Source organism: Undibacterium umbellatum (genome assembly GCF_014284125.1).
GTDB lineage: Bacteria > Pseudomonadota > Gammaproteobacteria > Burkholderiales > Burkholderiaceae_D > Undibacterium > Undibacterium umbellatum.
The window spans coordinates 177,463-202,154 of sequence record NZ_JACOFX010000010.1 but is presented as its reverse complement, the minus strand read 5'-3'; the positions used below and the strand labels follow the sequence as shown (position 1 = coordinate 202,154).

Sequence of the window (24,692 nt, the reverse complement as noted above, 5' to 3'; positions counted from 1 at the left end):
CCACAGTCAATGCAGTTGCTCGCGTTGTCACAGACACGATCAACCTGGGTGCTGGTAACGATACACTGGTCACTTACGGTGCGATCAACCTGGCTGGTGCACAACTGTCCAACATTGAAAACATCACTGCAAACTCTGCTGTTGTGATCACTGCTTCTCAGTACGCTGCTCTGGTTGCTGCTCGTGCTGCTCTGTCCCTGAGCACACCAGTGATCACTTTCACTGGCAATGTTCCACATCAACTGACTATCATTGATGATATCGCTGGCGTGAACAACATCGATCTGTCCCTGATCTCTGTTACTAGCGGCACATTGGTAATCGACACAACGTCTTCTTCCAATGCAACTGGCGGTGGCGTGAACAACATCACTACATCCAATGCAGTGACAGTATCTGGCGGCGCAACAGTAACAACAGGTGTTGTTGGTACTAACCCAGTCAACGGTGGCGGTACAGCACTGAACCCAACAGCACTGGTAGCTGGCCAAATATTCAATAGCACATTGAACGTGAACGACAACTTCACAGGTTTGAGCGCAACTTTGAATGGTACAACTGTCAACGGTAATGCTGCTGATACAGATGTCATCACTTTGAGTGATGCACTGACTGTTAATATCGGCAACACTACAACAGGCGGTACTATCACCAACATCAAAACTCTGAACCTGGCTAATGCAGCTAACAGCTTCAACTTCGGTGCAACTACCACTGGTATTACTACAGTGAACGGTGGCACAGGCAATGATACTGTTGACCTGACAGGTGCTGGTACATCCTTCGCAGCTGGTAATGTAAACCTGGGTACAGGTACTAACCAACTGACATTGGGTGCATTCACTTACGCTGGTACTTTCAGTGCAGGTGCAGGTACAGATACTCTGGTATTGGCAGCTGGCGCGAATATCGCTGGTTCCAACATCGCAGGCTTTGAAAACCTGACATTGGCAGCAACTGGCGTGTACACCATGACAGCAGCGCAATACAATGGCTTCACAGGTGCAGTTTCTGCTGGTAACACAGAAACTATCGCTCTGACTACAGCTGGTACTATCGTTGCTAACGCAGCGCTGGAACGCTTCACACTGGCTAACGGTACTAACACATTCACTGCTGGTACTAACACAGTGAGCGTTGTTGGTGGCACAGGTGCAGATACATTCAACTACACAGCAACACAAATCGCTGGCGCAACAACGCTGGACGGCGGCTTGGGTGTAGATACACTGAACATCGGTGCTATCGGCGCTAACTTGAATATCTCTGCTCTGGTCACAGGCTTAGAAACAGTGAACGTTACTGGCTCTGCAGCAACTGGCTACACTTTCACTAACGAAAACGGTGCTGGTGTAACTCTGAACTACTCCAAAGGCGCAACAGGCGACGTAGTTGTTCTGGGTACAGGCGGCCAAACAGTGAACCTGTTGGGTACAGCAGCTACAGCAGTAACAGTAACCGGCGGTACAGGTGTTGATACAATCAACCTGTCTGCAACTGCAACTGGTGCTGAAACTATCACTACTGGTTCTGTTATGGGCAATATCGATACAGTGGCAAACTTCAAAGTTGCTGGCGCTGACGTGTTCAAAACAGGCACTAACGCAACAACATTGAACGCACTGAACATCGCTAACGCTGACGTAGCAACTCTGGCAGCAGCAATCGCCACAGCAGCAACAGCAGCTGGCGCGACTCTGGCAGCTAACACCCAGGCTTACGTCATCACTGTAGCCGCAGGTACAGCAGCTGGTACTTATGCTTTCCAAAACATCGGTGGCACTGTAGGTACAGTTGACGCAACTGACTTTATCGTTAAAATCACTGGCGCAGGTTCTATCGTTGCCGGCGACTTCATCGCTTAATTCAGTAAGCTATGCAGGAAAATGGGTAGCAAGCTACCCATGCAGCTGGGAGAGAACATCCTCCCAGCTGTTGAAAATAAAAAACCCACCTCTGCAAAGCGGTGGGTTTTTTTATAGGCTGCTTGTGCGGCTGAATAATGATGACTGACAGTTAAAGATTTACCACAAAAATGTGTGATTCGTGACAAGTATTTGTTAGCATGCAAGCGATAAATCTTGTATCTCTATTTTTACCCACTTGCGTAATGACCATGAAAAAACTGAGTCGGAATGATCCCTGCACTTGTGGCAGTGGGAAGAAATACAAGCAGTGTTGCATGGCTGCCGATGAGGCTGCGCATGCGTCTGCAGAAAAGCAAAAGCTAGCAACGCAAAACCAGCTTGCCAGTTGGTTGGAGCAAGGCCTCGCAATGCACCGAGGTGGGCAGCTTGATGTTGCCAGAAAATTTTATCAACAGATACTGGAGGTGCATCCTGAGCATGCAGATGCCCAGCATTTATTCGGAGTGACTGCTCACCAGCAAGGAGATCATGCACAGGCGATACACTACATTCAAATCTCATTGAAGAACAATCCAAGCAATTTCTTTGCTTATAACAATCTGGGTTCCTCTCTGCGTGAATCCGGTCAGTTGCTTGAAGCTTTGCAATGTTTTCAGCAAGCATGTGCACTCAAGACTGACTATGCGGAGGCACATAGCAACATAGGCAATGTGTACAAGGACATGGGAAAGTCAGATGAAGCAATACTGGCCTACAGACATGCGGCAACTCTCAATCCTGCGCTGGCAGAACCCTGGAATAATCTTGCATTGATTTATCAAAAGCGCAAGGAGCTGGAAACGGCGATACAATGCGCAGAGCGTGCCGCTGCCTTGCAGCCCAGTCTGGCGGAGATTCATAATACCCTGGGCAATATATATAAAGATGCAGGCGAAAATGCGCAGGCAATAAGCAGTTATCAACGCGCCATTGCATTGGATCCACAATTGGGGAATGCCCTACATTTCATCAATGTGTTAAGTGGGCAGAACAGTGCGCAAGCACCCGTGACTTATGTCAGCAAGGTGTTTGACGATTATGCCGATCGTTTTGACCAGCATTTGCAAGAGGTGCTTGAATATCAGATCCCCCAGATGATAGGCAAAGAACTCAGACGGTTACGGACAGTCAATACAAAAGCATGGCGCATCCTGGATCTCGGTTGCGGCACAGGCCTGGTGGCGAAAGAGTTGGCACCGCTGGCGGTACAACTGGTTGGTGTCGATTTGTCAGAAAAGATGTTGCTTAAAGCGCAGGCAAGGCAGTTGTATCACAGGTTGATCAAGGCTGATCTACTCAGTGCGTGTGTACAGGAAACCAACGCCAGTTATGAAGTGGTCACTGCTGCCGATGTATTTGTTTATCTTGGGCAACTTGATGGGATTATTCCCCAAGTCCAACGCTTGCTGGTAGCAGAGGGCTTGTTTGCATTTTCTGTCGAAGCTGCTGACGAGGTGCAAACGCAAGAACCAACTAGCCAGGGTTACACTCTGCGCAGCAGTGGCCGCTATGCACATCAATTAAGCTATCTGGGCGAGTTGGCATCACAACATGGTTTTGCCATTCTGCAATGTCTGCCACAAACTATCAGGATGGAAAACCTCCAAGCCATACCAGGGTATTTGCTGATCTGGCGCAAGTTGACTTAAGTGCGCATAAGCCTCAGGCAGGTCTGGGTAGGTGAGCGATATCCTTACCGCACTCTCTGCTGCTGAAAAAAGCGCCATCGCTTAAACCTGCTGATACAATACTGCACTTGATTTTGACTGAAATGCCTATATTTCAATGTGAGTAGTCGTGTTCCGGTCAAATACTGATAGACGATTTAATGCCATCTAAGCCTGGCGCTTAACCCATGCCATCAATGGAAATGGGCTTTTTCTAGTTATTGGAGTTTTACTATGTTTCAAAATGCTCAAACCCTGGACAAGAACCTGCATGGCTCTTTGCGCTTTCAACCAGCACCAGATTTTGCCTTCGCCCGTGCGCTGACTACAGCTCCTCTGGCACCAACGGAGATCCCGGAAGCCGCAGAATGCTATCCTATCCTGTTCACAAAATCCGGCTTGTTGAATGCAATCGCTGTGCTGGGCTTGAGAGAGCGCAATGTATTCCTGAATGACAAAAACGAATGGACTGACACCTATGTGCCAGTACATGTACGCCGCTATCCTTTCATTCTGGGCCGCATCGGTGACACGGATGAATACCTGTTGGCAGCCGATATGGATGCCCCACAGTTCAACACCGAACAAGGCGAACCGGTGTTTACTGACAAGGCAGAATTCAACCCGCATTTTGCCAAAGTGGTGGAACTGCTGAACAGCTATGAAAAGAACCTGCGCGAAGGCCGTGTCATCCTCAATGAGCTGGAAACAGCAGGCGTTCTGGTAGCAAAAGACCTCAATTTCCGTGAAGGAAATGAAGTACACCTTATCGGTGGCTTCCGCATTGTAGACCGTGAAAAAGTGTTGGCGCTGGACGATGCTACACTGGCGCGCTGGGTACGTAGTGGTTTGATGAGTCTGCTGGAATTGCACTGGGCTTCTTTCCGCCATCTGCCTAAAGTTGCTTTGGCATCCTCCCGTCCTGACCAGGTGCAATAATCTGTCATTGACGCGCATTGGCATGTGAATAGAAAATGGGGCTGTTATGCCCCATTTTCTTTTTGACTCAAACTTAAGGTGAAACTTTGAAATTACTACACGTAGGCTGCGGCCCACAAAGCAAGTCTGGAACGACACCCTATTTTCAGTCCAATGACTGGCAGGAAATACGCTTTGATATTGATCCTTCCGTCAAGCCAGACATACAGGGGACGCTGACGGATATGAGCGCCGTACAATCCGGTTCTATTGATGCCGTGTTTTCTTCGCACAACATTGAGCATCTTTATCCGCATGAAGTACCTGTCGCACTAAAAGAAATTTTGCGTGTACTAAAGGACGATGGCATCTTTGTGGTCACCTGTCCTGACTTGCAATCCGTCTGCAAACTGGTTGCTGAAGATAAGTTGCTGGAACCGGCATATATTTCGCCAGCCGGCCCGATATCACCTTTGGATATACTCTATGGTCATCGCCCAGCGATGGAAAAGGGCAATTTGTATATGGCACATCGTTGTGGTTTTACACAAAAAGTGTTGATGAACACCTTGGCCGAAGCAGGTTTTCAAACGGTCGTTGCGGCATCCAGGCCGTCAGCGTTTGATTTGTGGGCAGTAGGCAGCAAAAACAAAAGATCTGCCGAAGAAGTGCAAAATCTGGTGCTTGCGCAATTGAAATAATGCTGAGTGGTGCAGAATGCATAAAAAGAAAACGCAAGCCCAGCCTGTGCTCACGAAGTCGGGCAACAGCGTAAATAGTGGCATTCAAGCCGCGCAGTTGTTACAAAAAGCACTGGCCTTGCATCAAGGTGGACAATTGCCTGAAGCAGAGGCAATTTATCTGCAGATACTGGCAATCAATGCCAGACACTTTGAAGCCTTGCAATTTCTTGGCATGATCAAGCGTAGCCAAGGCGAATTGCAGCAATCTCTGGATTTGCTGACTCTGGCGGCGTCGATCAACCCCGCTCATACCATCATCCATGCATCAATTGGCAATGTCTTGCTTGATCTGGAGCGCCATACAGAGGCCATTTCCAGTTATGACCGCTTTTTACTATCCATGCCAGATTTTGCCGAGACGCTCAATAACAAGGCAAATGCATTAAGCGCCTTGGGGCGGGAGGCTGAGGCCCTGGCTTGTTATGCACGGGCCCTTGACAAGCAGCCAGACTTCCCGGATGCCTACTTTAATCGCGGCAATCTGCATATGGATATGGGCCAGTATGGGCGGGCTTTACTTGATTACGAACAAGTGCTGAAGACTAATCCCGGGCATTTCCAGGCATGGAATAATCGCGGCAATGCACTATTGAAGCTGGAAAGACTGCAGGAAGCTTTCCAAAGTTATCAGCAGGGCTTGAGTATTGCGCCAGATAATGCAGAATTGCATGCTTGTCTGGCCAATATCTACAAAATCACAGGTCATCTGAACGAGTCAGTCGAGCATTATTCTAAAGTACTGGCACTGACGACGACTGGTTTTCCAAGGCAAAATGCGGCCCTGCAATTGGCCATACTGCACTATGTCTTTGGTAACCCTGCCAATGTTGAAGCCTTGCTGCATGTGGCAAAAGAGATGCTTGGGAATGTGCAGATCAAAGACAAGGGGTCTTTGATTTACTGTGTCTTCATGCTGAAAATACAACTTTGGTGGCAATCTTTCAGGCAGCAGTCAGCAATTCCACAGGCGCAAGGCATGCTGTATGTTATTGGTGAAAGCCACATGTTATCGGCACATAATCTGGTGCTCGCTTATCATGACCAGCATTTGCAATGCAAAGGCTTGTGGATAGAGGGATGCACGCAATGGCGTATAGGCCATGCCAGCACCAATCATTACCAGCAAGCACTGAATAACTACTTGCAGGCCATTCCACCAGTGTCGTCGGTGTTGATTACCATCGGTGAAATTGATTGCCGCATTGATGGGGGTATATATAAGGCCAGCAAAAAATCCACCGAAATCAGCCTGGAGCAGCGCGTGCACAACACCGTGGCAGCTTATCTGAATTTTGTCTCCTCTCAGGCGCAAGCACGCAAGCTAAAGATGATTGTCAGCGGTGTGCCAGCCCATCATCTGGATGAGAGTGTCCATACGCAAGCAGAGTTGCAGCATTTTGGTCAGTTTTTGTCGCTGTTCAATACTCAGCTAAAACGACAAGCCCTGGAAATGGGCATGGATTTTCTTGATGTGTTCACCATGACAGACGGTGGGAACGGTAAATCCAATCAACAATGGCATATTGATGCCCATCATTTACGTCCTGACGGTATCATGCAGGCATTTGCTCATCATTTGATACCCTCCTAGTTGTGTTCAGAGCGGGGTATTTGCCTGCATCACCAGAACTGAATAACGTTTATACTGTTGCAATTCCATTTGCCCGTATTTCTTGCCAATTTGTACTATGAAAATCCTGTTCGTTCATCAAAATTTCCCCGGCCAGTTTGTGCATCTGGCACCGGCGCTGGCTGCGGATGCTGGCAATGAGGTGGTGGCGCTGAGCATGCAAAAGAAACCGCCTTCCCTCTGGAACGGTGTGAAGGTGTTTCCCTATCAGGTGGCGCGTGGCACGAGTGCCGACATCCATCCCTGGCTCGCGGACAGTGAGCCCAAGGTCATCCGTGGCGAAGCCGCCATGCGTGCAGCCCTGCAGTTGCGCGAACAGGGCTTCGTGCCAGATGTCATCATTGCTCATCCGGGCTGGGGTGAAAGCCTGTTTTTGAAAACGGTCTGGCCCAAGGCCAAGTTGGGTATTTATGCGGAATTCTTTTATCACGCATCAGGTGCCGATGTTGGCTTTGACCCCGAATTTTCATCCGACAGCATAGAGCAAGCCTGTAAGATACATCTAAAGAATATCAATAATCTCTTGCACATAGAGTTGGCAGATGCCGCCATTTCGCCGACACACTGGCAGGCCAGTACTTTTCCCAGCGCTTTCCGCGAACGTATCAGTGTGATTCATGATGGCATCAACACCGACATGATCGCCCCCAACCCTGGCATTGCACTGACTTTAGGTGATGGCCTGACGCTGACGCGCGATGATGAAGTCATCACCTTCGTCAACCGCAATCTTGAACCCTACCGTGGTTACCACATTTTCATGCGCGCATTGCCGCAGATACTGGCACAAAGGCCGAACGCAAGGGTATTGATCGTTGGTGGGGATGATGTCAGCTATGGTGCCAAGTCAGCCAGTGGCAAATCCTGGAAAGAGATTTTCCTCAGCGAAGTCAGTACACAATTGCCGGAAAGCGCCATGCAGCGCATTCATTTCCTTGGCAATATCCCTTACCAGCATTTCATTCCCTTGCTGCAATTATCGCGCGTTCATGTGTACCTGACCTACCCCTTTGTACTCTCCTGGAGCTTGCTTGAAGCCATGAGTGCGGGATGTGCCATCGTCGCCTCAAATACACAGCCCCTGCGTGAAGCAATACGTCAGAATGAAACTGGCAGGCTGGTCGATTTCTTTGACGCAGCGGCTTTGACACAAGAGGTTTGTGATTTGCTTGATCAACCCGAAGAACGGCAGCGCCTGGGTGAAAATGCCCGCCGTTTTGCCTGTGAATTCTATGACTTGCAAAAAGTATGTTTGCCTGCCCAACTGGAATGGGTACAAAGTCTGGCTGAAGACACAAAGTTTAACATTCAAAACGAGATATCTACTGAGTCAGTTGTAAACACAGTAGTAATTGAGTTAAAATAAATGTGTAGCCAGCAAGACCATTAAGAACTCGGCGCCCCGCAACGGATATTGTGGGGCGTTTTTTTTTGACTGGTATTCAGGTGCAATGTGCAGCAAACTATATCTGTCCGGGCAGATCCTGCAACTTGTCGCAATGAGTTGATAGGTGCAGCATGTCCCTTGTGTAAATGGTGTTCTCCATACCTATTTCAAGTGTGATTTACTTTGCTTGAGCACAAAATTCCCCACTATTTTTTGCCAGAGAATAATTGCCATTTGAATAAAGCTCGTATTCGCCAGATTTTAGAATCAGTTAACATTTTGGGGAGTATGCAGAAAATGCCAGCAGCCTTGCAGCTAAAAAAGAATATTTTTTAACATACAGCCGGGAGTATCCAAAATCTGAGGGGATAGACGCACGAAAGGCGTTTTAAAAGCGCAAAACTTGTGTTACGCTTTCGAAAAATGTGATGTACATCACATTTAATTGAGTTGTGAACAGGGATAATGCCGCCTTGCCCTAAATATGCAGATGAATTCTCTTACCCAGAGTGTATCCATTCAGCGGCCACCTTTTATATTGCGATGTTTTTAGCACTTCAGTGTGCAAAGAATACAAATGATCTCGAAATTAAAACTTCCACAAACTGAAATAGCACAGGTCTTGATGACCTTTAAAAGTGCCTTCAGAACCGTTGGCATATTCAGTGCCATCATTAACATGTTGATGTTAGCACCTTCCCTGTACATGTTGCAGGTTTACGATCGTGTTTTGCAAAGCCGCAACGAAATCACTTTGTTGATGTTGACATTGCTGATGTTGGGTGCCTACGCGCTGATGAGTGCGCTGGAATATATCCGCAGCTTCGTCCTGATCCGTCTCGGTGCCAAACTTGATATGCAAATGAACAAGCGTATTTATACCGCTGCATTTGAACAAAATCTGAAGCGTGGTGGTGGCAATGCTGGCCAGGCATTGCAGGATCTGACGCAAATTCGCCAGTTCCTGACAGGCTCGGGTTTGTTTGCCTTCTTTGATGCACCCTGGTTCCCGATCTACCTGGCAGTGATCTTCATGTTTGATACTTACCTGGGCTTGTTTGCTCTGGGCGCAGTGATCATCATGGTAGTGCTGGCCTACGCCAATGAAGTGGTTTCCAAAAAGCCTTTGACCGAAGCCAATACCATGGCCATTGTGTCCAGTAATCTGGCGACCAATAATCTGCGCAATGCGGAAGTCATTGAAGCCATGGGCATGTTGCCCAACTTGATGTCGCGCTGGTTCAAATTGCATGGCCGTTTCCTGCAATTGCAGGCAGAAGCAAGTGAAAAGTCAGGCGTTATCACGGCTATCAGTAAATTTGTGCGTGTCTCCGTACAGTCTCTGGTGCTGGGTTTTGGTGCTTTGCTGGTGATCGAAGGCAAGATGACACCAGGTATGATGATTGCTGGTTCTATTTTGCTGGGTAAGGCAACCGGTCCTATCGACCAACTGATCGGTGTATGGAAACAATGGAGTACAGTCAAAGGTGCTTATGGCCGCCTGAATGAACTGTTGGCCAACAATCCACCGCGTGAAGCAGGCATGGACTTGCCTAAACCCCTGGGTGCCTTGTCGGTCGAAGGTGTGACTGCAGCGGCTCCAGGTTCTACCGTGGTAGTGCTCAAAGCATTGTCGATGGCATTGCAGCCAGGTGATGTGCTTGGTGTGATCGGCCCTTCAGGTTCTGGTAAATCAACACTGGCACGTTTGTTGGTAGGTGTCTGGCCTGCGGCCGTTGGCAAGGTGCGTCTGGATGGTGCTGACATTTATCAATGGAACAAAGACCAGCTCGGACCAAACATCGGTTACCTGCCACAAGACATAGAATTGTTTGGCGGTACCGTTGCAGAAAACATTGCCCGTTTTGGTGAAGTCGATTCCGAAAAAGTTATTCTGGCCGCCAAGCGTGCTGGCGTACATGAAATGATTCTGCATTTCCCGCAAGGTTATGACACCCGTCTGGGTGATGGTGGTGCGGGCTTGTCAGGCGGTCAGAAACAGCGTATCGGTCTGGCCCGTGCCATGTACGACGATCCTTCGCTGCTGGTACTCGATGAGCCAAACTCGAATCTCGATGATATCGGTGAACAAGCTTTGGTTATGGCGGTCAATGACCTGCGCCAGCGCGGCAAAACTATTGTCCTGATTACTCATCGCACGACTATTCTGGGTGCTACCACCAAGCTCTTGTTGTTACGCGATGGTGTGGCGCAGGCCTTTGGTCCGCGTGACCAGGTTTTGGCTGCCCTGAATCAGGCCAATCAACAGCAGATGCAACAAATGCAGCAAGCCCAGCAAGCAGCGGCGCAACAGGCGGCCCAGCAAGATCCGGCTCAGAACGGCCTGCAGTCGGCAGCTTCGGAGCCACCAGCAGATACACAGGCAAGAATTAATGCCGCAGCTGCAGAACAGGAAAAATCATGAAAAATGCATTGGTCAAAAAGGGTGACGTCACGGATGTGACTACCCACAACGTAGAAATACTGGAAGTCAACACAGACGCACGTGCTTATGCGCGCCTCGGCTGGATCATCATCGTGGTGGGGGTGTTTGGTTTCTTGCTGTGGGCATTTACTGCTGAGCTGGATAAGGGCGTGCCGATGAGCGGCAACGTCGCAGTTGCTTCCAGCCGCAAAGTCATCCAGCATCAAACAGGTGGTACGGTAGATGAAATCCTGGTCAAGGATGGTGATGTTGTTGCCGCAGGCCAGGTTTTGCTGAAGATGAATAATGTCAGTGCCAAGTCCGCGGCTGAAATCACCAGGGTGCAATTGTTCACTTCGCAGGCAGTGGAAGCCCGCTTGCTGGCTGAGCGGGCGAATGCCAAGTCCATCAGCTTTCCCAAGGAACTGGAACAGGCAAGGAATGATACCCGCGTCGCCAACACGATTTTGCTGCAACAGCAATTGTTCACGACACGCCAGATATCCATACAGAGTGAACTGGGTGCGGTGGATGAAAATATCGCCGGTTTGAAGTCGCAATTGAAGGGCCTGGAAGAATCCATGGTCAGCAAGAAGCAACAACAGCAATTCCTCAAGGAGCAGCTTGACGGTATGCGTGACCTGGCCAAGGAAGGTTATATCGCCCGCAATCGCTTGCTGGACCTGGAACGCACTTATGCCCAGGTGAACGGCAGCATTTCTGAAGACCTGGGCAACATGGGCCGCGTATCACGCCAGATCATGGAATTGGGCTTGCGCAAATCTCAGCGCCAGCAAGACTATCAAAAAGAAATCCGCACACAATTGTCTGACACGCAAAAAGAAGCAGAAGCTTTGGAAAATCGCTTGACGGCACTGGATTTTGATTTGAATAATGTCATGGTAAAAGCGCCTGTGGCAGGCACTATCGTTGGCCTGAATGTATTCACCAAAGGTGCAGTTGTGCCTAGTGGTTTCAAGCTGATGGAACTGGTTCCTCAGGATGATGCCCTGATCGTGGAAGCCATGCTGCCAGTGAATCTGGTAGACAAGGTACATCCTGGTTTGAAAACCGAATTGATCTTCTCGGCATTCAACACCAATACCACACCGCATATACCAGGCATCATTACCCAGGTATCGGCTGACCGTACTCTGGATGAAAGAACTGGCCAGGCATTCTATAAAGTCCGCGCAGAAGTGGCACCTGAGGGCAAGAAAATGCTCGCCCATCTGCAAGTCCGTCCCGGTATGCCGGTTGAACTATTCGTCAGCACAGGTGGCCGCACCATGATGAACTACTTGCTGAAACCGATTATTGATCGTATGCATTCTGCAATGACTGAGGAGTAATCATGAAAAAATCATGGAAACACCTGAGCCTGATCGCCTCTGCGGCCAGCATCTTGCTGGCTTCGGCAGGACAGGCTTCGGCCATAGGTTTGTTGCAAGCTTATGAAGCTGCTTTGCTGAACGACCCCACCTATCGTTCTGCAGTTTCGGAAAATATCGCTGGGCAGGAATTCAGGAAAATCGGTCGCGCAGGTTTGTTGCCCAGCATACAGTTCAATTATGGAACAGGTAAAAACAAGGCCGATACTATCGGCCCGCCAACGCTGTTTTCGGGTGGCAAGCCGACTATCAATGAATATGAGTACACCAGCCTGACCAATACACTGTCGTTGCGCCAGGTCTTATTCAATCTGGATACAACGGCACGTTACAAACAGGGTATCGCGCAAACCAATTACAGCGATGCAATGTTTTCTGCCCGTAGCAAAGATTTGATGATACGTCTGGTAACTGCTTACGCTGATACCAAATTTGCTGAAGATCAACTGGATTTGTTCCGCGCCCAGCGTGACGCCTATGCAGAACAAAAGCGCATCAATGAGCGTCTGTTTGAAAAAGGTGAGGGTACCCGGACAGATATGCTGGAAACTCAAGCCAAACTGGATGTGGCTGAGGCACAAGTGATAGAGGCTGGCGATAATCTGACCAATTTGCGCAATACATTGACGGCAATTACCGGTCTCGATACCAGCCAGCTTGATGGCTTGCGCAAAGACTTTCAACTTGCTCCAGTAGTGATGAACACCTTCGAAGACTGGATGACGATCGCAACTGAAAATAACCCAGAAATCACCGCTGCCAAATACTCATTGGAAGTGGCCGAGCATGAAATCAGCAAAAGCAGGGCAGGTCATGCACCCAGGCTGGAATTAAACGCGACTTATAACCGTTCAGTTTCAGACAGTGTGACCAATTACAGCCAGGATCAAACGGTAAAAAGCATAGGCGTGCAACTGGTGATACCTATCTATTCCGGTGGTTATGTCAGTGCCATCAGCAATCAATCAGTGGCCAATCGCGACAAAGCCAAAGCAGAGCTGGATGCGACACGCAGCCGCATAGGAATAGAGTTGCGCAAGCAGCACAATGCTGTGCAAAGCAGTGTCGTCAAGATAGCCGCCTTGCAAAAATCCGTCAATTCAGCCAGCATGCTGGTGGAAGCGACCAAGCAAAGCGTTAAAGGTGGTGTGCGCATCAATCTGGATGTGCTCAGTGCAGAACAGCAACTGGTTGCAGCAAGACGTGATCTGGCGCAGGCTAAATACAATTACCTGATCAGCTATTTGAAATTGCGCGTTGCCGCAGGTACTGTCAAGGTAGAAGATTTGCAGACCGTGGCGGGTTTTTTCTCGCCCATCAATTAATTTTGACGCATAAAGAAAAAACGGCACAGGCTTGAAGCCTGTGCCGTTTTTTTCTTGGGCGAGAGGAATTAACCCGCCAGTTTTTTCTTCAACAATTCATTAACCTGTGCAGGATTGCCCTTGCCCTTGGTCGCCTTCATCGCCTGACCCACTAAAGAGTTGAAAGCCTTCTCTTTACCAGCGCGGTATTCATCGACAGATTGCTGATTCGCAGCCATGACTTCATCGATGATTTTTCCGAGCACATTCACGTCAGAAATTTGTCCGCCTATGGACGCGATCATCTTGTCGACGGCACCTACGTCTGGTGATGGCGCTTGCCACATGGCAGCAAACACTTCCTTGGCAATCTTGTTGGAAATCGTGCCATCAGCAATACGCTGCAACAATATTGCCAACTGTGCAGATGTGACCGGGATAGCGTTGATATCCAGGCCTTCACGGTTCAGGGTTGCAGCCACATCACCCATCATCCAGTTTGCCGCAGGTTTGGCTTGTGCCGTACCAGCAGCAGTCACCACGGCTTCAAAATAAGTAGCCATGCCTTTGGATTGGGTCAAAATAGTCGCATCATATTCAGGCAAGCCCAGTTGCTCAATGAAGCGCTGGCGCATGGCGGATGGCAGTTCCGGCATGGTGGCGCGAACTTGCTCTACCCATTCACGGCTGATTTTCAGTGGTGGCAGGTCGGGATCAGGGAAGTAACGATAATCCATCGAATCTTCCTTGTCGCGCATTTTTTCCGTGATTTTCTTATCAGGGTCATACAGGCGTGTTTGCTGAATGACTTTGCCACCATCTTCAATCAATTCAATTTGACGACGCACTTCATAATTAATCGCCTCTTCCAGGAAACGGAAAGAGTTCAGGTTTTTGATTTCGCAACGTGTGCCAAATTCTTTTTGACCTACCGGGCGCACTGACACATTGGCGTCACAACGGAAAGAACCTTCCTGCATATTGCCATCGCAGATGTCCAGCCAAGTCACCAGTGAATGTAGCGCTTTGGCATAAGCCACTGCTTCGGCGGCACTGCGCATGACAGGCTCGGTAACGATTTCCAGCAAGGGCGTGCCTGCACGGTTCAAGTCTATGCCTGTCATGTCTTGAGCTACACCATGCATGGATTTGCCAGCGTCTTCTTCCAGATGGGCGCGTGTCAGTTCTATATTCCTGAATTCGGTCTTGCCATCTTTTTCAAAGACGCAGGGAACGAAGCCGCCTTGCACTACCGGGATTTCAAACTGGCTGATCTGATAGCCTTTGGGCAGATCAGGGTAGAAATAATTTTTGCGGGCAAAGATGGATTCAGGCGCGACCAGCGCACCAACTGCCAGGCCAAACTGTATGGCTTTTTCTACCGCGCCTTTATTCATGACTGGCAGCACGCCAGGCAGGGCCAGGTCAACCGGGCTGGCCTGGGTATTGGGTTCGGCCCCAAACTGGATTGAAGAGCCGCTGAAAATTTTTGAGTTGGTCTTGAGTTGCGCATGCGTCTCAAAACCGATAACGACTTCCCATTGCATAATATTTCCTCGTCTTATCTTTAACTTATTGCGCCTGTTCGTTCGCAAACAGGCAGCAAATCAATTCATGTCATTACTCGTAGGTACAAAGCCCGGTTTTGGTATTCACTGTCAGCTCTGAAAAGTTCCTGCGTGAGCCACATAGCGCAGAGCACGTAGGCTTGATATGCAGGGCATCACCTTCACGTTCCAGGCGTATGCTGCATTGCGAGCCACGCGCTACATCATAACCACGCTTCTCCCTTGCAGACTGGGCATTCCTGAGCCGTACACGCCAGCCTTTTTCTGTCAATTCTGCTTCCAGGCCATCTTCAGTATCTATGCTGCACTCATGTCCGCGATTGCTGCGAAATACGGAAGACTCCCATTGAAACTCAGTGATCTGCACACCGTTCAATTGCATGCGTGCCTGGTCACTGTAAATCAGGCGCTCGCCTTCGGCATCTTCCTGCAGCGTTTGTGTGCAGGCAATACGTGTGTCCAGTGTCTGTGCAGACAAAGTTCCGCATATCACCCACATGGCTGCGCTCAGGAAGATTTTCAAGCTCATACAGGGCTGCGCGTATGCCAGTCTGTGACTTGCTGGAACTGGTGGGCCACATTCAGCAGTTTCGCTTCGTCATAATAATTACCAATAACTTGCAAACCTACCGGACGTTTGGCATTTTTTTCACCCTGACCAAAACCACAAGGGATGGACATGCCAGGCAAGCCAGCCAGGCTGGTCGATAAGGTGAAAATATCGGCCAGGTAGTTGGCTACCGGATCATCCGCCTTGGAACCCAGGTCCCAGGCCACGGTCGGCGCTACTGGTCCCATGATGACATCACATTTCTCAAACGCAGCAGCAAAGTCCTGCGCGATCAGGCGGCGTATTCTTTGTGCCTGCAAATAGTAGGCATCATAGTAACCGTGCGACAGCACATAGGCACCGACCAGGATGCGGCGCTTGACTTCAGCACCAAAACCTTCAGCACGGGACTTTTTGTACATCTCATTCAAGTCTTTGTACTCTGCTGCGCGATGACCATAACGTACGCCATCAAAACGGCTCAGATTAGAAGAAGCTTCTGCTGGCGCAATCACATAATACACAGGGATGGACAACTCGGTTTTTGGCAGAGAAATTTCTACCAGTGTGGCACCCAGTTTTTCATATTCAACCAGTGCCGCGCGTACAGCCTGTTCCACATCTGCAGCCAGGCCGCCAGAGAAAAATTCTTTCGGGACGCCGATACGCAAACCTTGCAAAGACTTGTTCAGGTCACGGTTGAAATCTTCTTTTTTGCGTTCCAGTGAAGTCGAATCCTTGGCATCAAAACCTGTCATCGCATTCAGCAAGATGCCGCAGTCCTCGGCCGTCTGGGCGATAGGGCCGCCCTGATCCAGTGAAGACGCAAAAGCGATCATGCCATAGCGTGACACGCTGCCATAGGTAGGCTTGATGCCAGTGACGCCGCAAAACGATGCCGGCTGACGAATAGAACCGCCGGTATCGGTTGCAGTCACTGCCGGTGCCAGGCGTGCAGCAATCGCGGCTGCTGAACCACCAGAAGAACCACCAGGTACGGCAGTTTTGTCCCAGGGGTTTTTCACCGCGCCAAAATAGGAATTTTCATTCGATGAACCCATGGCGAATTCGTCGCAATTCAATTTACCCAGCGTGACCGTACCTGCCTTACTGAACAGCTCGACAACAGTCGCATCAAAGGGGCTGACATAATTTTCCAGCATGCGTGAACCGGCAGTCGAGCGCCAGTCACGGGTCACAAAAATATCTTTATGGGCGATAGGTACGCCCGTCAAGACGCCTGCATCACCACTGGCCAGACGTGTATCTGCTGCTGCGGCCTGTTGCAAAGTCCATGCAGGATTCACATGCAAAAAAGCATTCAGGTCACTGGCAGCAATACGGTTCAAATAATGCTCGGCAAGTTCGGTGGCGGATACCTGCTTGCTTTGCAGCAGGGCGGATAATTGCGAAATTGTTTTGGTATGCATGTGGACTCTATTGCTTATTCAATAACCTGGGGTACGAGATACAAGCCATCTTGTGTCGCTGGCGCTGGCTTTTGGTAATCTTCGCGATGATTGCTCTCGCTGACCACGTCTTCACGCAGGCGTAAAGCCATTTCCGGCAGCAGGGCAGCGATTGGGTGGCTTAAAGGCGCAACACCTGTAGTATCGACTGCCTTTAATTGCTCGACCAGGGAGAAAATACCGTTCAGTTTCTCCAGGGTAGAAACTTCCTCCTCAGCAGAGGTTTCTATTTTTGCCAAATTGGCAATTCTTTTCACATCTTCAAGTGTCAGTGACATAGTTCAGGGGCGCATTTTTGCGCGAAAAAGAGTGTCAAAAAATACATAATTCGACAGACCACCAAAAGCATAATTTAGGTGTTGGTATCGAATAAATTTAAACAGATTATAAGGTAGAATGGCGGGTTAATGCCCTAAATGGCTTGCTAAATCCCCTAACATGCTCAGTTAAGCTTGGTGAAGAGGTTGCTGGCTGGTTCCCGGTGAAAAAAACGGCAGGGTCAAAAATTCGGTAGCGCAGCCCAATAAAGTAGGTTGAGCCCACAATCAGTTAAACACAGGACAATACATGTTTGGTTTTTTACGTAGTTATTTTTCAAATGATCTGGCGATCGATCTGGGGACGGCCAACACGCTGATTTATGTACGTGGACAGGGTATCGTACTTGATGAACCGTCCGTAGTTGCGATCCGTCAAGAAGGCGGCCCTAACGGCAAGAAAACAATTCAGGCAGTGGGTAAAGAGGCCAAGCAAATGCTGGGCAAGGTACCGGGTAATATTGAAGCCATCCGCCCCATGAAAGACGGCGTGATTGCCGACTTTACCGTCACTGAGCAAATGCTCAAGCAATTCATCCGCATGGTGCATGACACCAAATTTTTCAAACCATCCCCACGCATCATCATTTGCGTCCCTTGTGGTTCTACCCAGGTAGAGCGCCGTGCGATCCGTGAATCCGCCCTGGGTGCTGGTGCTTCCCAGGTGTACCTGATTGAAGAGCCAATGGCCGCGGCGATAGGTGCTGGCTTGCCAGTGTCTGAAGCAACTGGCTCCATGGTCGTTGATATCGGTGGTGGTACGACTGAAGTGGGTATCATTTCCCTCGGCGGCATGGTCTACAAGGGCTCTGTCCGCGTTGGTGGTGACAAGTTTGACGAAGCCATCGTCAACTACATACGCCGCAATTACGGCATGCTGATTGGCGAGCAAACTGCTGAAGCCATCAAGAAGGCAATCGGCTCCGCTTTCCCGGGTTCTGAAGTCAAGGAAATGGAAGTCAAAGGTCGCAATTTGTCTGAAGGCATTCCGCGTTCCTTCACGATTTCCAGCAATGAAATTCTGGAGGCGCTGACTGATCCACTGAATAACATCGTTTCTGCCGTTAAAAACGCGCTGGAACAAACTCCGCCAGAACTGGGTGCAGATATCGCTGAAAAAGGCATGATGCTGACCGGTGGTGGCGCACTCTTGCGTGATCTCGACCGTCTGCTGATGGAAGAAACAGGCTTGCCAGTCATCGTTGCTGAAGACCCGCTGACTTGCGTAGTCCGTGGCTCAGGCATGGCACTGGAACGCATGGATAAGCTGGGTTCGATCTTCTCTTACGAATAATAAGAAAGACCACCGGATCATCGTGGGATATGGCAGCCAGCGCTGATGTTGGCTGTCAATCCCGTATTTGATGAGGCATGCATCAGTTCTGATGACTGACGCACAGCTGATTTGATTGCAATTTATATGCTTGTTGCGCTGTTCATTGAGAAACACCGGTAAAGTATGGATTACAGCCCACCACCACTCTTCAAGCAAGGCGCCTCTGCGCGCGTCAGGGTGGTCTTCTTTGCCGTTCTGGCGATTTTTCTACTAGTGGTTGATGCCCGTCTGAAATCACTGACTCTGGTCAGGCAGGTATTGGGCAGCGTGCTGTATCCGGTGCAAATGGTCGCCGTTATGCCGCGTGATACCATCAAGCTTGCCTCGGATTATTTTGTCTCAGTCACCAAACTGGAAAAAGAAAATGTCCAGTTGAAACGCCAGCAAACCCAGAATGCCGATACTCTGCAGCAGACTGGGCATTTGATGGCAGAAAATGCTCATTTGCGCAAATTGCTGGATGCCCGTGAGCGGCTACAAGTCAAGTCTGTCATGGCCGAAATCATTTACGATGCGCGTGACCCGGCCACCCGTAAGGTGATCATTGATCGCGGCATAAAACATGGTATTGCCCTGTCCCAGCCAGTGATTGATGAGAAGGGTGTCGTTGGTCAGGTCACACGGATTTTCCCGCTGACGGCAGAAGTCACTTTATTGACAGACAAAAACCAGGCCATCCCCGTGCAAATTCTGCGCAATGGCTTGCGCAGTGTGGCTTATGGCCGCGGTCAGTCAAGCTATCTGGACATGCGCCTTACTACCAATGCCGATATACAAAACGGTGACCAACTGGTGACTTCAGGCATAGATGGCATCTACCCTCCAGGCCTGGCAGTTGCCAAGGTGGTGCAAGTGGAAAACAAGGCCAACACCACGTTTGAAAGCATACTCTGTGTACCGACGGCTGGTATAGACCGTAACAAGCAATTGCTGGTTTTGCTGGTGTCCACCGACAATCTGACACGTCCTGATACCGAAGATGTACGCGCCAAGAAAGAAAAACTCAATCGCAAGGTGACACGCGATGCGGCAGCGCCAGCAAGCGACATCAAACCGGTAGACCAGCCCATCAAGGATTTACCGGCCAGGGAAAGCCCGGTGAAAGAAGCGCCGCCCAAAGATGCAGCGGCAGCAAATGGTAAGGAAGCCACCAAATGAATAGCCCGCATTACATACTATTGCCGGTCAATCCGGTATTTATCACCCTCAGTTTCTCGGTCGCTTTTTTCTTGAATTTCCTGCCATGGGGTGGGTGGGTGGGGGTGCCTGATTTCGTCGCACTGGTGCTGGTATTCTGGACCATACACCAGCCGCGCAAAGTCGGCATAGGCGTGGCTTTTGCCATGGGTTTGCTGATGGATGTGCATGATTCCATCTACATGGGGGAAAACGCCCTGGCATACACTCTGCTGTCGTATTTCGCCATCATGATACACAGACGCGTTCTGTGGTTTCATCCTTTGACGCAATCTCTGCATGTCTTCCCCTTGTTCATGTTTGCCCAACTGGTGCAGCTTGCGGTACGCATGCTGGTAGCACCGGATGCACATTTCCCTGGCTGGGCCTATTTTACGGTCAGCCTGGTGACCACCGTGCTGTGGCCGGTTGCCACCTTGCTACTGCTGGCGCCACAAAGGCGGGCCAAAGATAAAGACCATACCCGTCCTATCTGAACCTGTTGCCCCCGATTGCTGCCTGTTTCAATTTTTTCACTATGACAGAACTTAAGAACACGGAACGCGAACTGCATTATTTCCGCATGCGCCTGATTTTTATCGGCGTATTCGTGTTTCTGTGTTTTGCCGCATTGATTTCCCGCTTTGTCTGGCTGCAGATCGTCAAGCATAATGATTATGCCTTGCTGGCAGATGAAAACCGTATCGATATCGTTCCCGTGGTACCCAACCGTGGTCTCATTACGGACAGGAACGGCATCATCCTGGCGCGCAATTATTCTGCTTACACGCTGGAAATCACACCTTCAAAAATTCGCAAGGACATGGATGTCCTCATCGATGAGCTGGCAATTTTGGTAGATATACAACCCAAGCACCGCAAGCGTTTCCGCAAATTGCTGGAAGACTCAAAAAGTTTCGAGAGTCTTCCCATACGCACCCGTCTCACTGATGATGAAGTCGCCAGGTTTACTGCACAACGCTTCCGCTTCTCCGGTGTCGATATCCAGGCGCGCTTGTTCCGTCAATATCCCCAGGGGGATTCGGCCTCGCATGTGATTGGTTACATAGGTCGCATCAGCCCCAAGGATGCTGAGATTATCGATGAAATGGAAGATGCCGCTAACTACAATGGCACGGATTACATAGGCAAGGAAGGCCTGGAAAAAAGCTACGAAAAAGTCTTGCACGGCAATACCGGTTTTGAAGAAGTTGAAGTGGCTGCCGGTGGCAGGGCTGTGCGCGTGCTGTCACGTTCAGCACCGACCTCTGGCAAGAACCTGATTTTGTCGGTCGATATTGAGTTGCAAAAAGTCGTGGAAGAAGCCTTTGGTGACAGGCGCGGCGCACTGGTGGCTATTGAGCCTGCTACTGGTGATGTGCTGGCTTTTGTTTCCAAGCCTACTTATGACCCTAACCTGTTTGTCGAGGGCATAGACCAGCAAAGCTGGAATGAGTTGAATACTTCTGAAGACAAGCCTCTGCTGAACCGTCCTTTGACTGGTGCATACCCACCCGGATCAACCTATAAACCTTTCATGGCCCTGGCCGCACTGGAACTGGGAAGGCGCACTACTTCGCAGGCCATTTCTGATCCTGGTTACTTCACCTTTGGCAATCATACCTTCAAGGACGATAAACCTGGTGGGCATGGCATGGTCGATATGTACAAGTCTATAGTGCATTCCTGCGATACCTACTATTACATCCTGGCCAATGACCTGACTGTGGATGTCATGCATGATTTCATGGCACCGTTTGGTTTTGGACAAAAGACGGGCATCGACCTGGAACATGAACGTAGCGGTTTATTGCCTTCCAGTGCATGGAAGCGGGCTGCTTTTAAAAAACCGGAACAAAAACGCTGGGTACTGGGTGACACTATTTCACTGGGCATAGGCCAGGGACAAAATACTTTCACTCCTTTGCAAATGGCGCATGCCATGGCAACACTGGCGAATAACGGCATCATCATGAAACCACATCTGGTGAAAATGACTGAAGACCCGCAAACCAGGCAAAGAACCTTGACTGTGCCCAAGGAAAGTGGTCGTATTCCACTCAAACAGGAAAATATAGACTTCATCAAAAATGCCATGGTCGGAGTGGCCAAAGAAGGTACATCAGCCAAGGTATTTCAGGGGACGGAATATGTTTCCGGTGGCAAGACTGGCACTGCACAGGTGGTAGGTATCAAAAAAGGGGAAAAATATAATGCCAAAACCATGGCGGCAAGGCATTTAGATCACTCTTTGTATACTGCCTTTGCGCCTGCTGATCATCCCAAAATCGCGATTGCCATTATTGTGGAAAATGGTGGTTTTGGTTCGGAAGCAGCTGCACCTATCGTACGCAAGGCGCTCGACTACTACTTGCTGGGCAAGCGCCCAAAAGACAAGGACAGCAAAGATAGCAAGGAGCAAGTACCGCCACAGCCCAAGCCACAAAGTGATATGGCCTTGTTCCGTTCTGATGCCGAAATCAAGACACCGGCCGAACCTGATCCAGGCCCCAAACCAGGTGGTGAAACGATAGGCAATAAGGATTGAATATGCAAAAAAATGGCATTAACTGGCATTTCATCCGCTCGCATGTTTTTGTATTTGATGCAGCCCTGGCGATACTGGTTTTTCTTATCATGTCGATCGGCATCATGACCATGTATTCGGCAGGCATGGATTTCCCTGGCCGCGTCGAAAACCATGTCAGAAATATCCTGGTGTCTTTCTTCATCATGTGGGTGATGGCGAATGTTCCGCCACAGACCTTGATGCGTTTTGCGATACCCATATATACTTTTGGTGTGGCCTTGCTGATCGCGGTGGCTGTATTTGGCCTGGTCAAAAAAGGTTCACGTCGCTGGTTGCATGTGGGCATAGACATGCAGCCATCAGAGATGATGAAGATTGCTACACCGCTCATGCTGGCCTGGTATTTTCAAAAGCGTGAAGGTGCCTTGCGCTGGCGCGACTTTGTCATCGGCGCAGTAATACTGGGTATTCCCGTGGCTTTGATCGCCAAGCAGCCAGATCTGGGTACTGCCATGCTGGTCGTGGCGGCGGGCTTTACCGTGGTATTTTTGGCTGGCTTGTCGTGGAAATTTTTGATTTCCCTGGGCGTAGCCGCCGTCGTTCTTATCCCTACTGTGGTCTGGCCAATGTTGCATGATTACCAGCGGGACAGGGTATTGACCATGCTCGACCCGAACCGCGATCCCCTGGGCAAGGGCTTTCACATCATACAATCCACCATTGCTGTCGGCTCTGGTGGCTTGCATGGCAAGGGTTACTTGAAAGGGACGCAGTCCCATCTGGAATTTATTCCGGAACACACGACAGATTTTATCTTTGCTGTTTTCTCTGAGGAATTTGGTTTTGTCGGCAATGTGATCCTGGTCAGTCTGTACTTTTTACTGATCTTGCGCTGCCTGATGATCGCCGCCAATGCACCGACCCTGTTTGCACGTTTGATGGCTGGTTCTATAACTATGATATTCTTTACCTATGCTTTTGTGAACATGGGCATGGTGATAGGTATCGTACCGGTAGTCGGTGTACCCCTGCCGTTCATGAGTTATGGTGGTACGGCACTGGTGACACTAGGAATGGGATTGGGAATCATGATGAGCATACAGCGTAATCGCAAACTGGTGCAGACATGAGTTTGCGCGTATCAGCCATAATTGCCAAGTCGACTAAATACTGGCGGCTGTCTCTGCAGGCAGCCAGCGCTGTTTTGCTGGTTGCCTGCGGCAGCGCACCCAAACAAAATATCATTATTGCAGATAGTCCACGCCCGTCATCCAGCAATAAATCTTCAGCCAATCAGGCCGCTGCCTTGCCCAAGGCAAATTCTGGCCGTGGCGCGTACTACAAGGATGATGGTCCCGGAGAAAACATTCCCGAAGGGCTGGAAAATACGGTAGACCCCATTCCCACACTGGAAAATTATTCGCGCTCGGGTAACAAGCCCTATGTCATATTTGGCAAAACCTATACACCCATAGCAGATAGCACCACCCCTTTCATACAGCGCGGTGTGGGTAGTTGGTATGGCAAAAAATTCCATGGCCAAAAGACTTCATCCGGTGAGCTGTACGACATGTATAAAATCACTGCAGCGCATCCCACCTTGCCGATACCGTCCTATGCAAGGGTGACCAATATCGGCAATGGCAAGCAAATCATAGTGCGCGTCAATGACCGCGGTCCGTTCCACGCCAGTCGCATTATCGATTTGTCGTACACCGCAGCGCTCAAGCTGGATGTCATCGGCAAGGGCAGCAGCCAGATCGAGGTTGAGCGTTTATTACCCGCCGATATAGAAAGAATGGCGGAGAACCGCAAAAACCAGCCGATCCAGCCCGTACGCCAGGAGCCAGTGTTGGCAACCAGCACCCCAGTGCCAGCCAGGGAAGCGCCAATTGTGCGCAGTAACCCGACGGCGACCATGAGCATGGAAGAATTGCTGGCCGCCCAGGAAAACAAACCAATAGAAAAATTTACCCAGCCCGTGACAACAGTCGCAACCACGGTGGCAGCTAATTACGCTGCGAATGCAGCCTCAGCAGCGACCCCGGGTTATTACATACAATTTGGTGCCTATGCAATACGCGCCAATGCCGAAGCCATCATGAATCACTTGAAGGGCAGGGCCACCAGCCAATTGCTTGGCTTTGACATCGTGCAGCAAGGTAGTCTGTACCGCCTGGTCAGCGGTCCTTTTGCCAATCGCACTGAAGCAACTGCGGCGATTGCCCAGGCTGGTGAGCTTGGAGTGGGCAAGCCTTTGGTAGTACAGCGCTAAAACGTGTTTGCGATCATACTGAGCGTGCGTGATCGGGCTTCATGCGCTGCTCTTCACCCGCTGACACGCGCTCGCTACAGACCGAAAACACGTTCTAAG

The 24,692-nt window shown here is 49.8% G+C and carries 19 protein-coding genes; 15 read left to right on the top strand and 4 right to left on the bottom strand.

All coding sequences use genetic code 11. The features are described 5' to 3' along the window. From H8L47_RS18540 to H8L47_RS18500, 9 genes are all read left to right on the top strand, one after another. On the top strand, window positions 1–1,865 hold a 1,865-nt coding region (locus H8L47_RS18540), incomplete at its 5' end, for a beta strand repeat-containing protein (protein ID WP_408057716.1). A 200-nt stretch (window positions 1,866–2,065) separates the two neighbouring features. Next, window positions 2,066–3,556 carry a tetratricopeptide repeat protein gene (locus tag H8L47_RS18535; RefSeq protein WP_329605467.1) on the top strand — a complete coding sequence of 497 codons (1,491 nt, stop codon included), beginning with the start codon at window positions 2,066–2,068 and terminating at the stop codon, window positions 3,554–3,556. Window positions 3,557–3,808: 252 nt separating this feature from the next. Beyond that, a complete protein-coding gene (locus tag H8L47_RS18530) occupies window positions 3,809–4,513 on the top strand; it encodes a SapC family protein (protein WP_186955084.1) in 705 nt (234 codons plus the stop codon). 86 nt (window positions 4,514–4,599) lie between these two features. Next, window positions 4,600–5,193 (top strand): class I SAM-dependent methyltransferase, encoded by a 594-nt coding sequence (locus H8L47_RS18525; protein ID WP_186955083.1) that lies wholly within the window; start codon window positions 4,600–4,602, stop codon window positions 5,191–5,193. Window positions 5,194–5,209: 16 nt separating this feature from the next. Continuing rightward, window positions 5,210–6,826, top strand: a complete 1,617-nt coding sequence (locus H8L47_RS18520) for a tetratricopeptide repeat protein (protein ID WP_186955082.1) — start codon at window positions 5,210–5,212, stop codon at window positions 6,824–6,826. A gap of 97 nt (window positions 6,827–6,923) precedes the next feature. Next, complete coding sequence (locus H8L47_RS18515; protein WP_186955081.1) at window positions 6,924–8,231, top strand: glycosyltransferase family 4 protein; 1,308 nt, start codon at window positions 6,924–6,926, stop codon at window positions 8,229–8,231. Window positions 8,232–8,829: 598 nt separating this feature from the next. Continuing rightward, window positions 8,830–10,677: a type I secretion system permease/ATPase gene (locus H8L47_RS18510; protein ID WP_186955080.1), complete on the top strand. Its 1,848-nt coding sequence runs from the start codon at window positions 8,830–8,832 to the stop codon at window positions 10,675–10,677. Continuing rightward, on the top strand, window positions 10,674–12,029 hold the full coding sequence (locus H8L47_RS18505; RefSeq protein ID WP_186955079.1) for an HlyD family type I secretion periplasmic adaptor subunit: 1,356 nt from the start codon (window positions 10,674–10,676) through the stop codon (window positions 12,027–12,029). Before H8L47_RS18510 ends, H8L47_RS18505 begins: the two co-directional genes overlap by 4 nt. A gap of 2 nt (window positions 12,030–12,031) precedes the next feature. After that, window positions 12,032–13,393, top strand: coding sequence for a TolC family outer membrane protein (locus tag H8L47_RS18500; RefSeq protein ID WP_186955078.1), 1,362 nt, complete (start codon window positions 12,032–12,034; stop codon window positions 13,391–13,393). A gap of 68 nt (window positions 13,394–13,461) precedes the next feature. Here H8L47_RS18500 and gatB read toward each other — a convergent pair whose 3' ends face one another. From gatB to gatC, 4 genes are all read right to left on the bottom strand, one after another. Further along, complete coding sequence (gene gatB / locus H8L47_RS18495; RefSeq protein WP_186955077.1) at window positions 13,462–14,919, bottom strand: Asp-tRNA(Asn)/Glu-tRNA(Gln) amidotransferase subunit GatB; 1,458 nt, start codon at window positions 14,917–14,919, stop codon at window positions 13,462–13,464. A 73-nt stretch (window positions 14,920–14,992) separates the two neighbouring features. Further along, complete coding sequence (locus tag H8L47_RS18490) at window positions 14,993–15,469, bottom strand: hypothetical protein (protein WP_186955076.1); 477 nt, start codon at window positions 15,467–15,469, stop codon at window positions 14,993–14,995. After that, entirely contained in the window at window positions 15,466–16,920 is a 1,455-nt protein-coding gene (gene gatA, locus H8L47_RS18485) for an Asp-tRNA(Asn)/Glu-tRNA(Gln) amidotransferase subunit GatA (RefSeq protein WP_186955075.1), read from the bottom strand. The genes H8L47_RS18490 and gatA overlap by 4 nt, the downstream gene beginning before the upstream one ends. A gap of 14 nt (window positions 16,921–16,934) precedes the next feature. Beyond that, window positions 16,935–17,237, bottom strand: coding sequence for an Asp-tRNA(Asn)/Glu-tRNA(Gln) amidotransferase subunit GatC (gene gatC / locus H8L47_RS18480; RefSeq protein WP_186955074.1), 303 nt, complete (start codon window positions 17,235–17,237; stop codon window positions 16,935–16,937). Between the two features lie 289 nt (window positions 17,238–17,526). Here gatC and H8L47_RS18475 point away from each other — a divergent pair, with 289 nt between their 5' ends. From H8L47_RS18475 to H8L47_RS18450, 6 genes are all read left to right on the top strand, one after another. Then, entirely contained in the window at window positions 17,527–18,570 is a 1,044-nt protein-coding gene (locus tag H8L47_RS18475; RefSeq protein WP_162061166.1) for a rod shape-determining protein, read from the top strand. A gap of 165 nt (window positions 18,571–18,735) precedes the next feature. Next, the gene (gene mreC / locus H8L47_RS18470) at window positions 18,736–19,770 is read left to right on the top strand and encodes a rod shape-determining protein MreC (RefSeq protein WP_186955073.1); all 1,035 of its coding nucleotides are present in this window, start codon (window positions 18,736–18,738) and stop codon (window positions 19,768–19,770) included. Next, entirely contained in the window at window positions 19,767–20,285 is a 519-nt protein-coding gene (gene mreD / locus H8L47_RS18465; protein WP_186955072.1) for a rod shape-determining protein MreD, read from the top strand. Before mreC ends, mreD begins: the two co-directional genes overlap by 4 nt. A gap of 41 nt (window positions 20,286–20,326) precedes the next feature. Next, window positions 20,327–22,336 (top strand): penicillin-binding protein 2, encoded by a 2,010-nt coding sequence (gene mrdA, locus H8L47_RS18460; protein WP_186955071.1) that lies wholly within the window; start codon window positions 20,327–20,329, stop codon window positions 22,334–22,336. A gap of 2 nt (window positions 22,337–22,338) precedes the next feature. After that, window positions 22,339–23,448 carry a rod shape-determining protein RodA gene (gene rodA, locus H8L47_RS18455; RefSeq protein WP_370868654.1) on the top strand — a complete coding sequence of 370 codons (1,110 nt, stop codon included), beginning with the start codon at window positions 22,339–22,341 and terminating at the stop codon, window positions 23,446–23,448. Further along, window positions 23,445–24,593, top strand: coding sequence for a septal ring lytic transglycosylase RlpA family protein (locus H8L47_RS18450; RefSeq protein ID WP_186955069.1), 1,149 nt, complete (start codon window positions 23,445–23,447; stop codon window positions 24,591–24,593). The genes rodA and H8L47_RS18450 overlap by 4 nt, the downstream gene beginning before the upstream one ends. The last annotated feature ends 99 nt before the right edge of the window (window positions 24,594–24,692 follow it).

Bases quoted from the DNA above. Each gene is read 5' to 3' on its own strand.
- gatB (WP_186955077.1), bottom strand. From the start codon at position 14,919: ATGCAATGGGAAGTCGTTATCGGTTTTGAGACGCATGCGCAACTCAAG.
- H8L47_RS18490 (WP_186955076.1), bottom strand. From the start codon at position 15,469: ATGAGCTTGAAAATCTTCCTGAGCGCAGCCATGTGGGTGATATGCGGA.
- rodA (WP_370868654.1), top strand. From the start codon at position 22,339: ATGCAAAAAAATGGCATTAACTGGCATTTCATCCGCTCGCATGTTTTT.
- mreD (WP_186955072.1), top strand. From the start codon at position 19,767: ATGAATAGCCCGCATTACATACTATTGCCGGTCAATCCGGTATTTATC.
- H8L47_RS18475 (WP_162061166.1), top strand. From the start codon at position 17,527: ATGTTTGGTTTTTTACGTAGTTATTTTTCAAATGATCTGGCGATCGAT.
- H8L47_RS18450 (WP_186955069.1), top strand. From the start codon at position 23,445: ATGAGTTTGCGCGTATCAGCCATAATTGCCAAGTCGACTAAATACTGG.
- H8L47_RS18500 (WP_186955078.1), top strand. From the start codon at position 12,032: ATGAAAAAATCATGGAAACACCTGAGCCTGATCGCCTCTGCGGCCAGC.
- gatA (WP_186955075.1), bottom strand. From the start codon at position 16,920: ATGCATACCAAAACAATTTCGCAATTATCCGCCCTGCTGCAAAGCAAG.
- H8L47_RS18535 (WP_329605467.1), top strand. From the start codon at position 2,066: ATGCAAGCGATAAATCTTGTATCTCTATTTTTACCCACTTGCGTAATG.
- H8L47_RS18520 (WP_186955082.1), top strand. From the start codon at position 5,210: ATGCATAAAAAGAAAACGCAAGCCCAGCCTGTGCTCACGAAGTCGGGC.
- H8L47_RS18510 (WP_186955080.1), top strand. From the start codon at position 8,830: ATGATCTCGAAATTAAAACTTCCACAAACTGAAATAGCACAGGTCTTG.
- mrdA (WP_186955071.1), top strand. From the start codon at position 20,327: ATGACAGAACTTAAGAACACGGAACGCGAACTGCATTATTTCCGCATG.
- gatC (WP_186955074.1), bottom strand. From the start codon at position 17,237: ATGTCACTGACACTTGAAGATGTGAAAAGAATTGCCAATTTGGCAAAA.
- H8L47_RS18515 (WP_186955081.1), top strand. From the start codon at position 6,924: ATGAAAATCCTGTTCGTTCATCAAAATTTCCCCGGCCAGTTTGTGCAT.
- H8L47_RS18530 (WP_186955084.1), top strand. From the start codon at position 3,809: ATGTTTCAAAATGCTCAAACCCTGGACAAGAACCTGCATGGCTCTTTG.
- mreC (WP_186955073.1), top strand. From the start codon at position 18,736: ATGGATTACAGCCCACCACCACTCTTCAAGCAAGGCGCCTCTGCGCGC.
- H8L47_RS18505 (WP_186955079.1), top strand. From the start codon at position 10,674: ATGAAAAATGCATTGGTCAAAAAGGGTGACGTCACGGATGTGACTACC.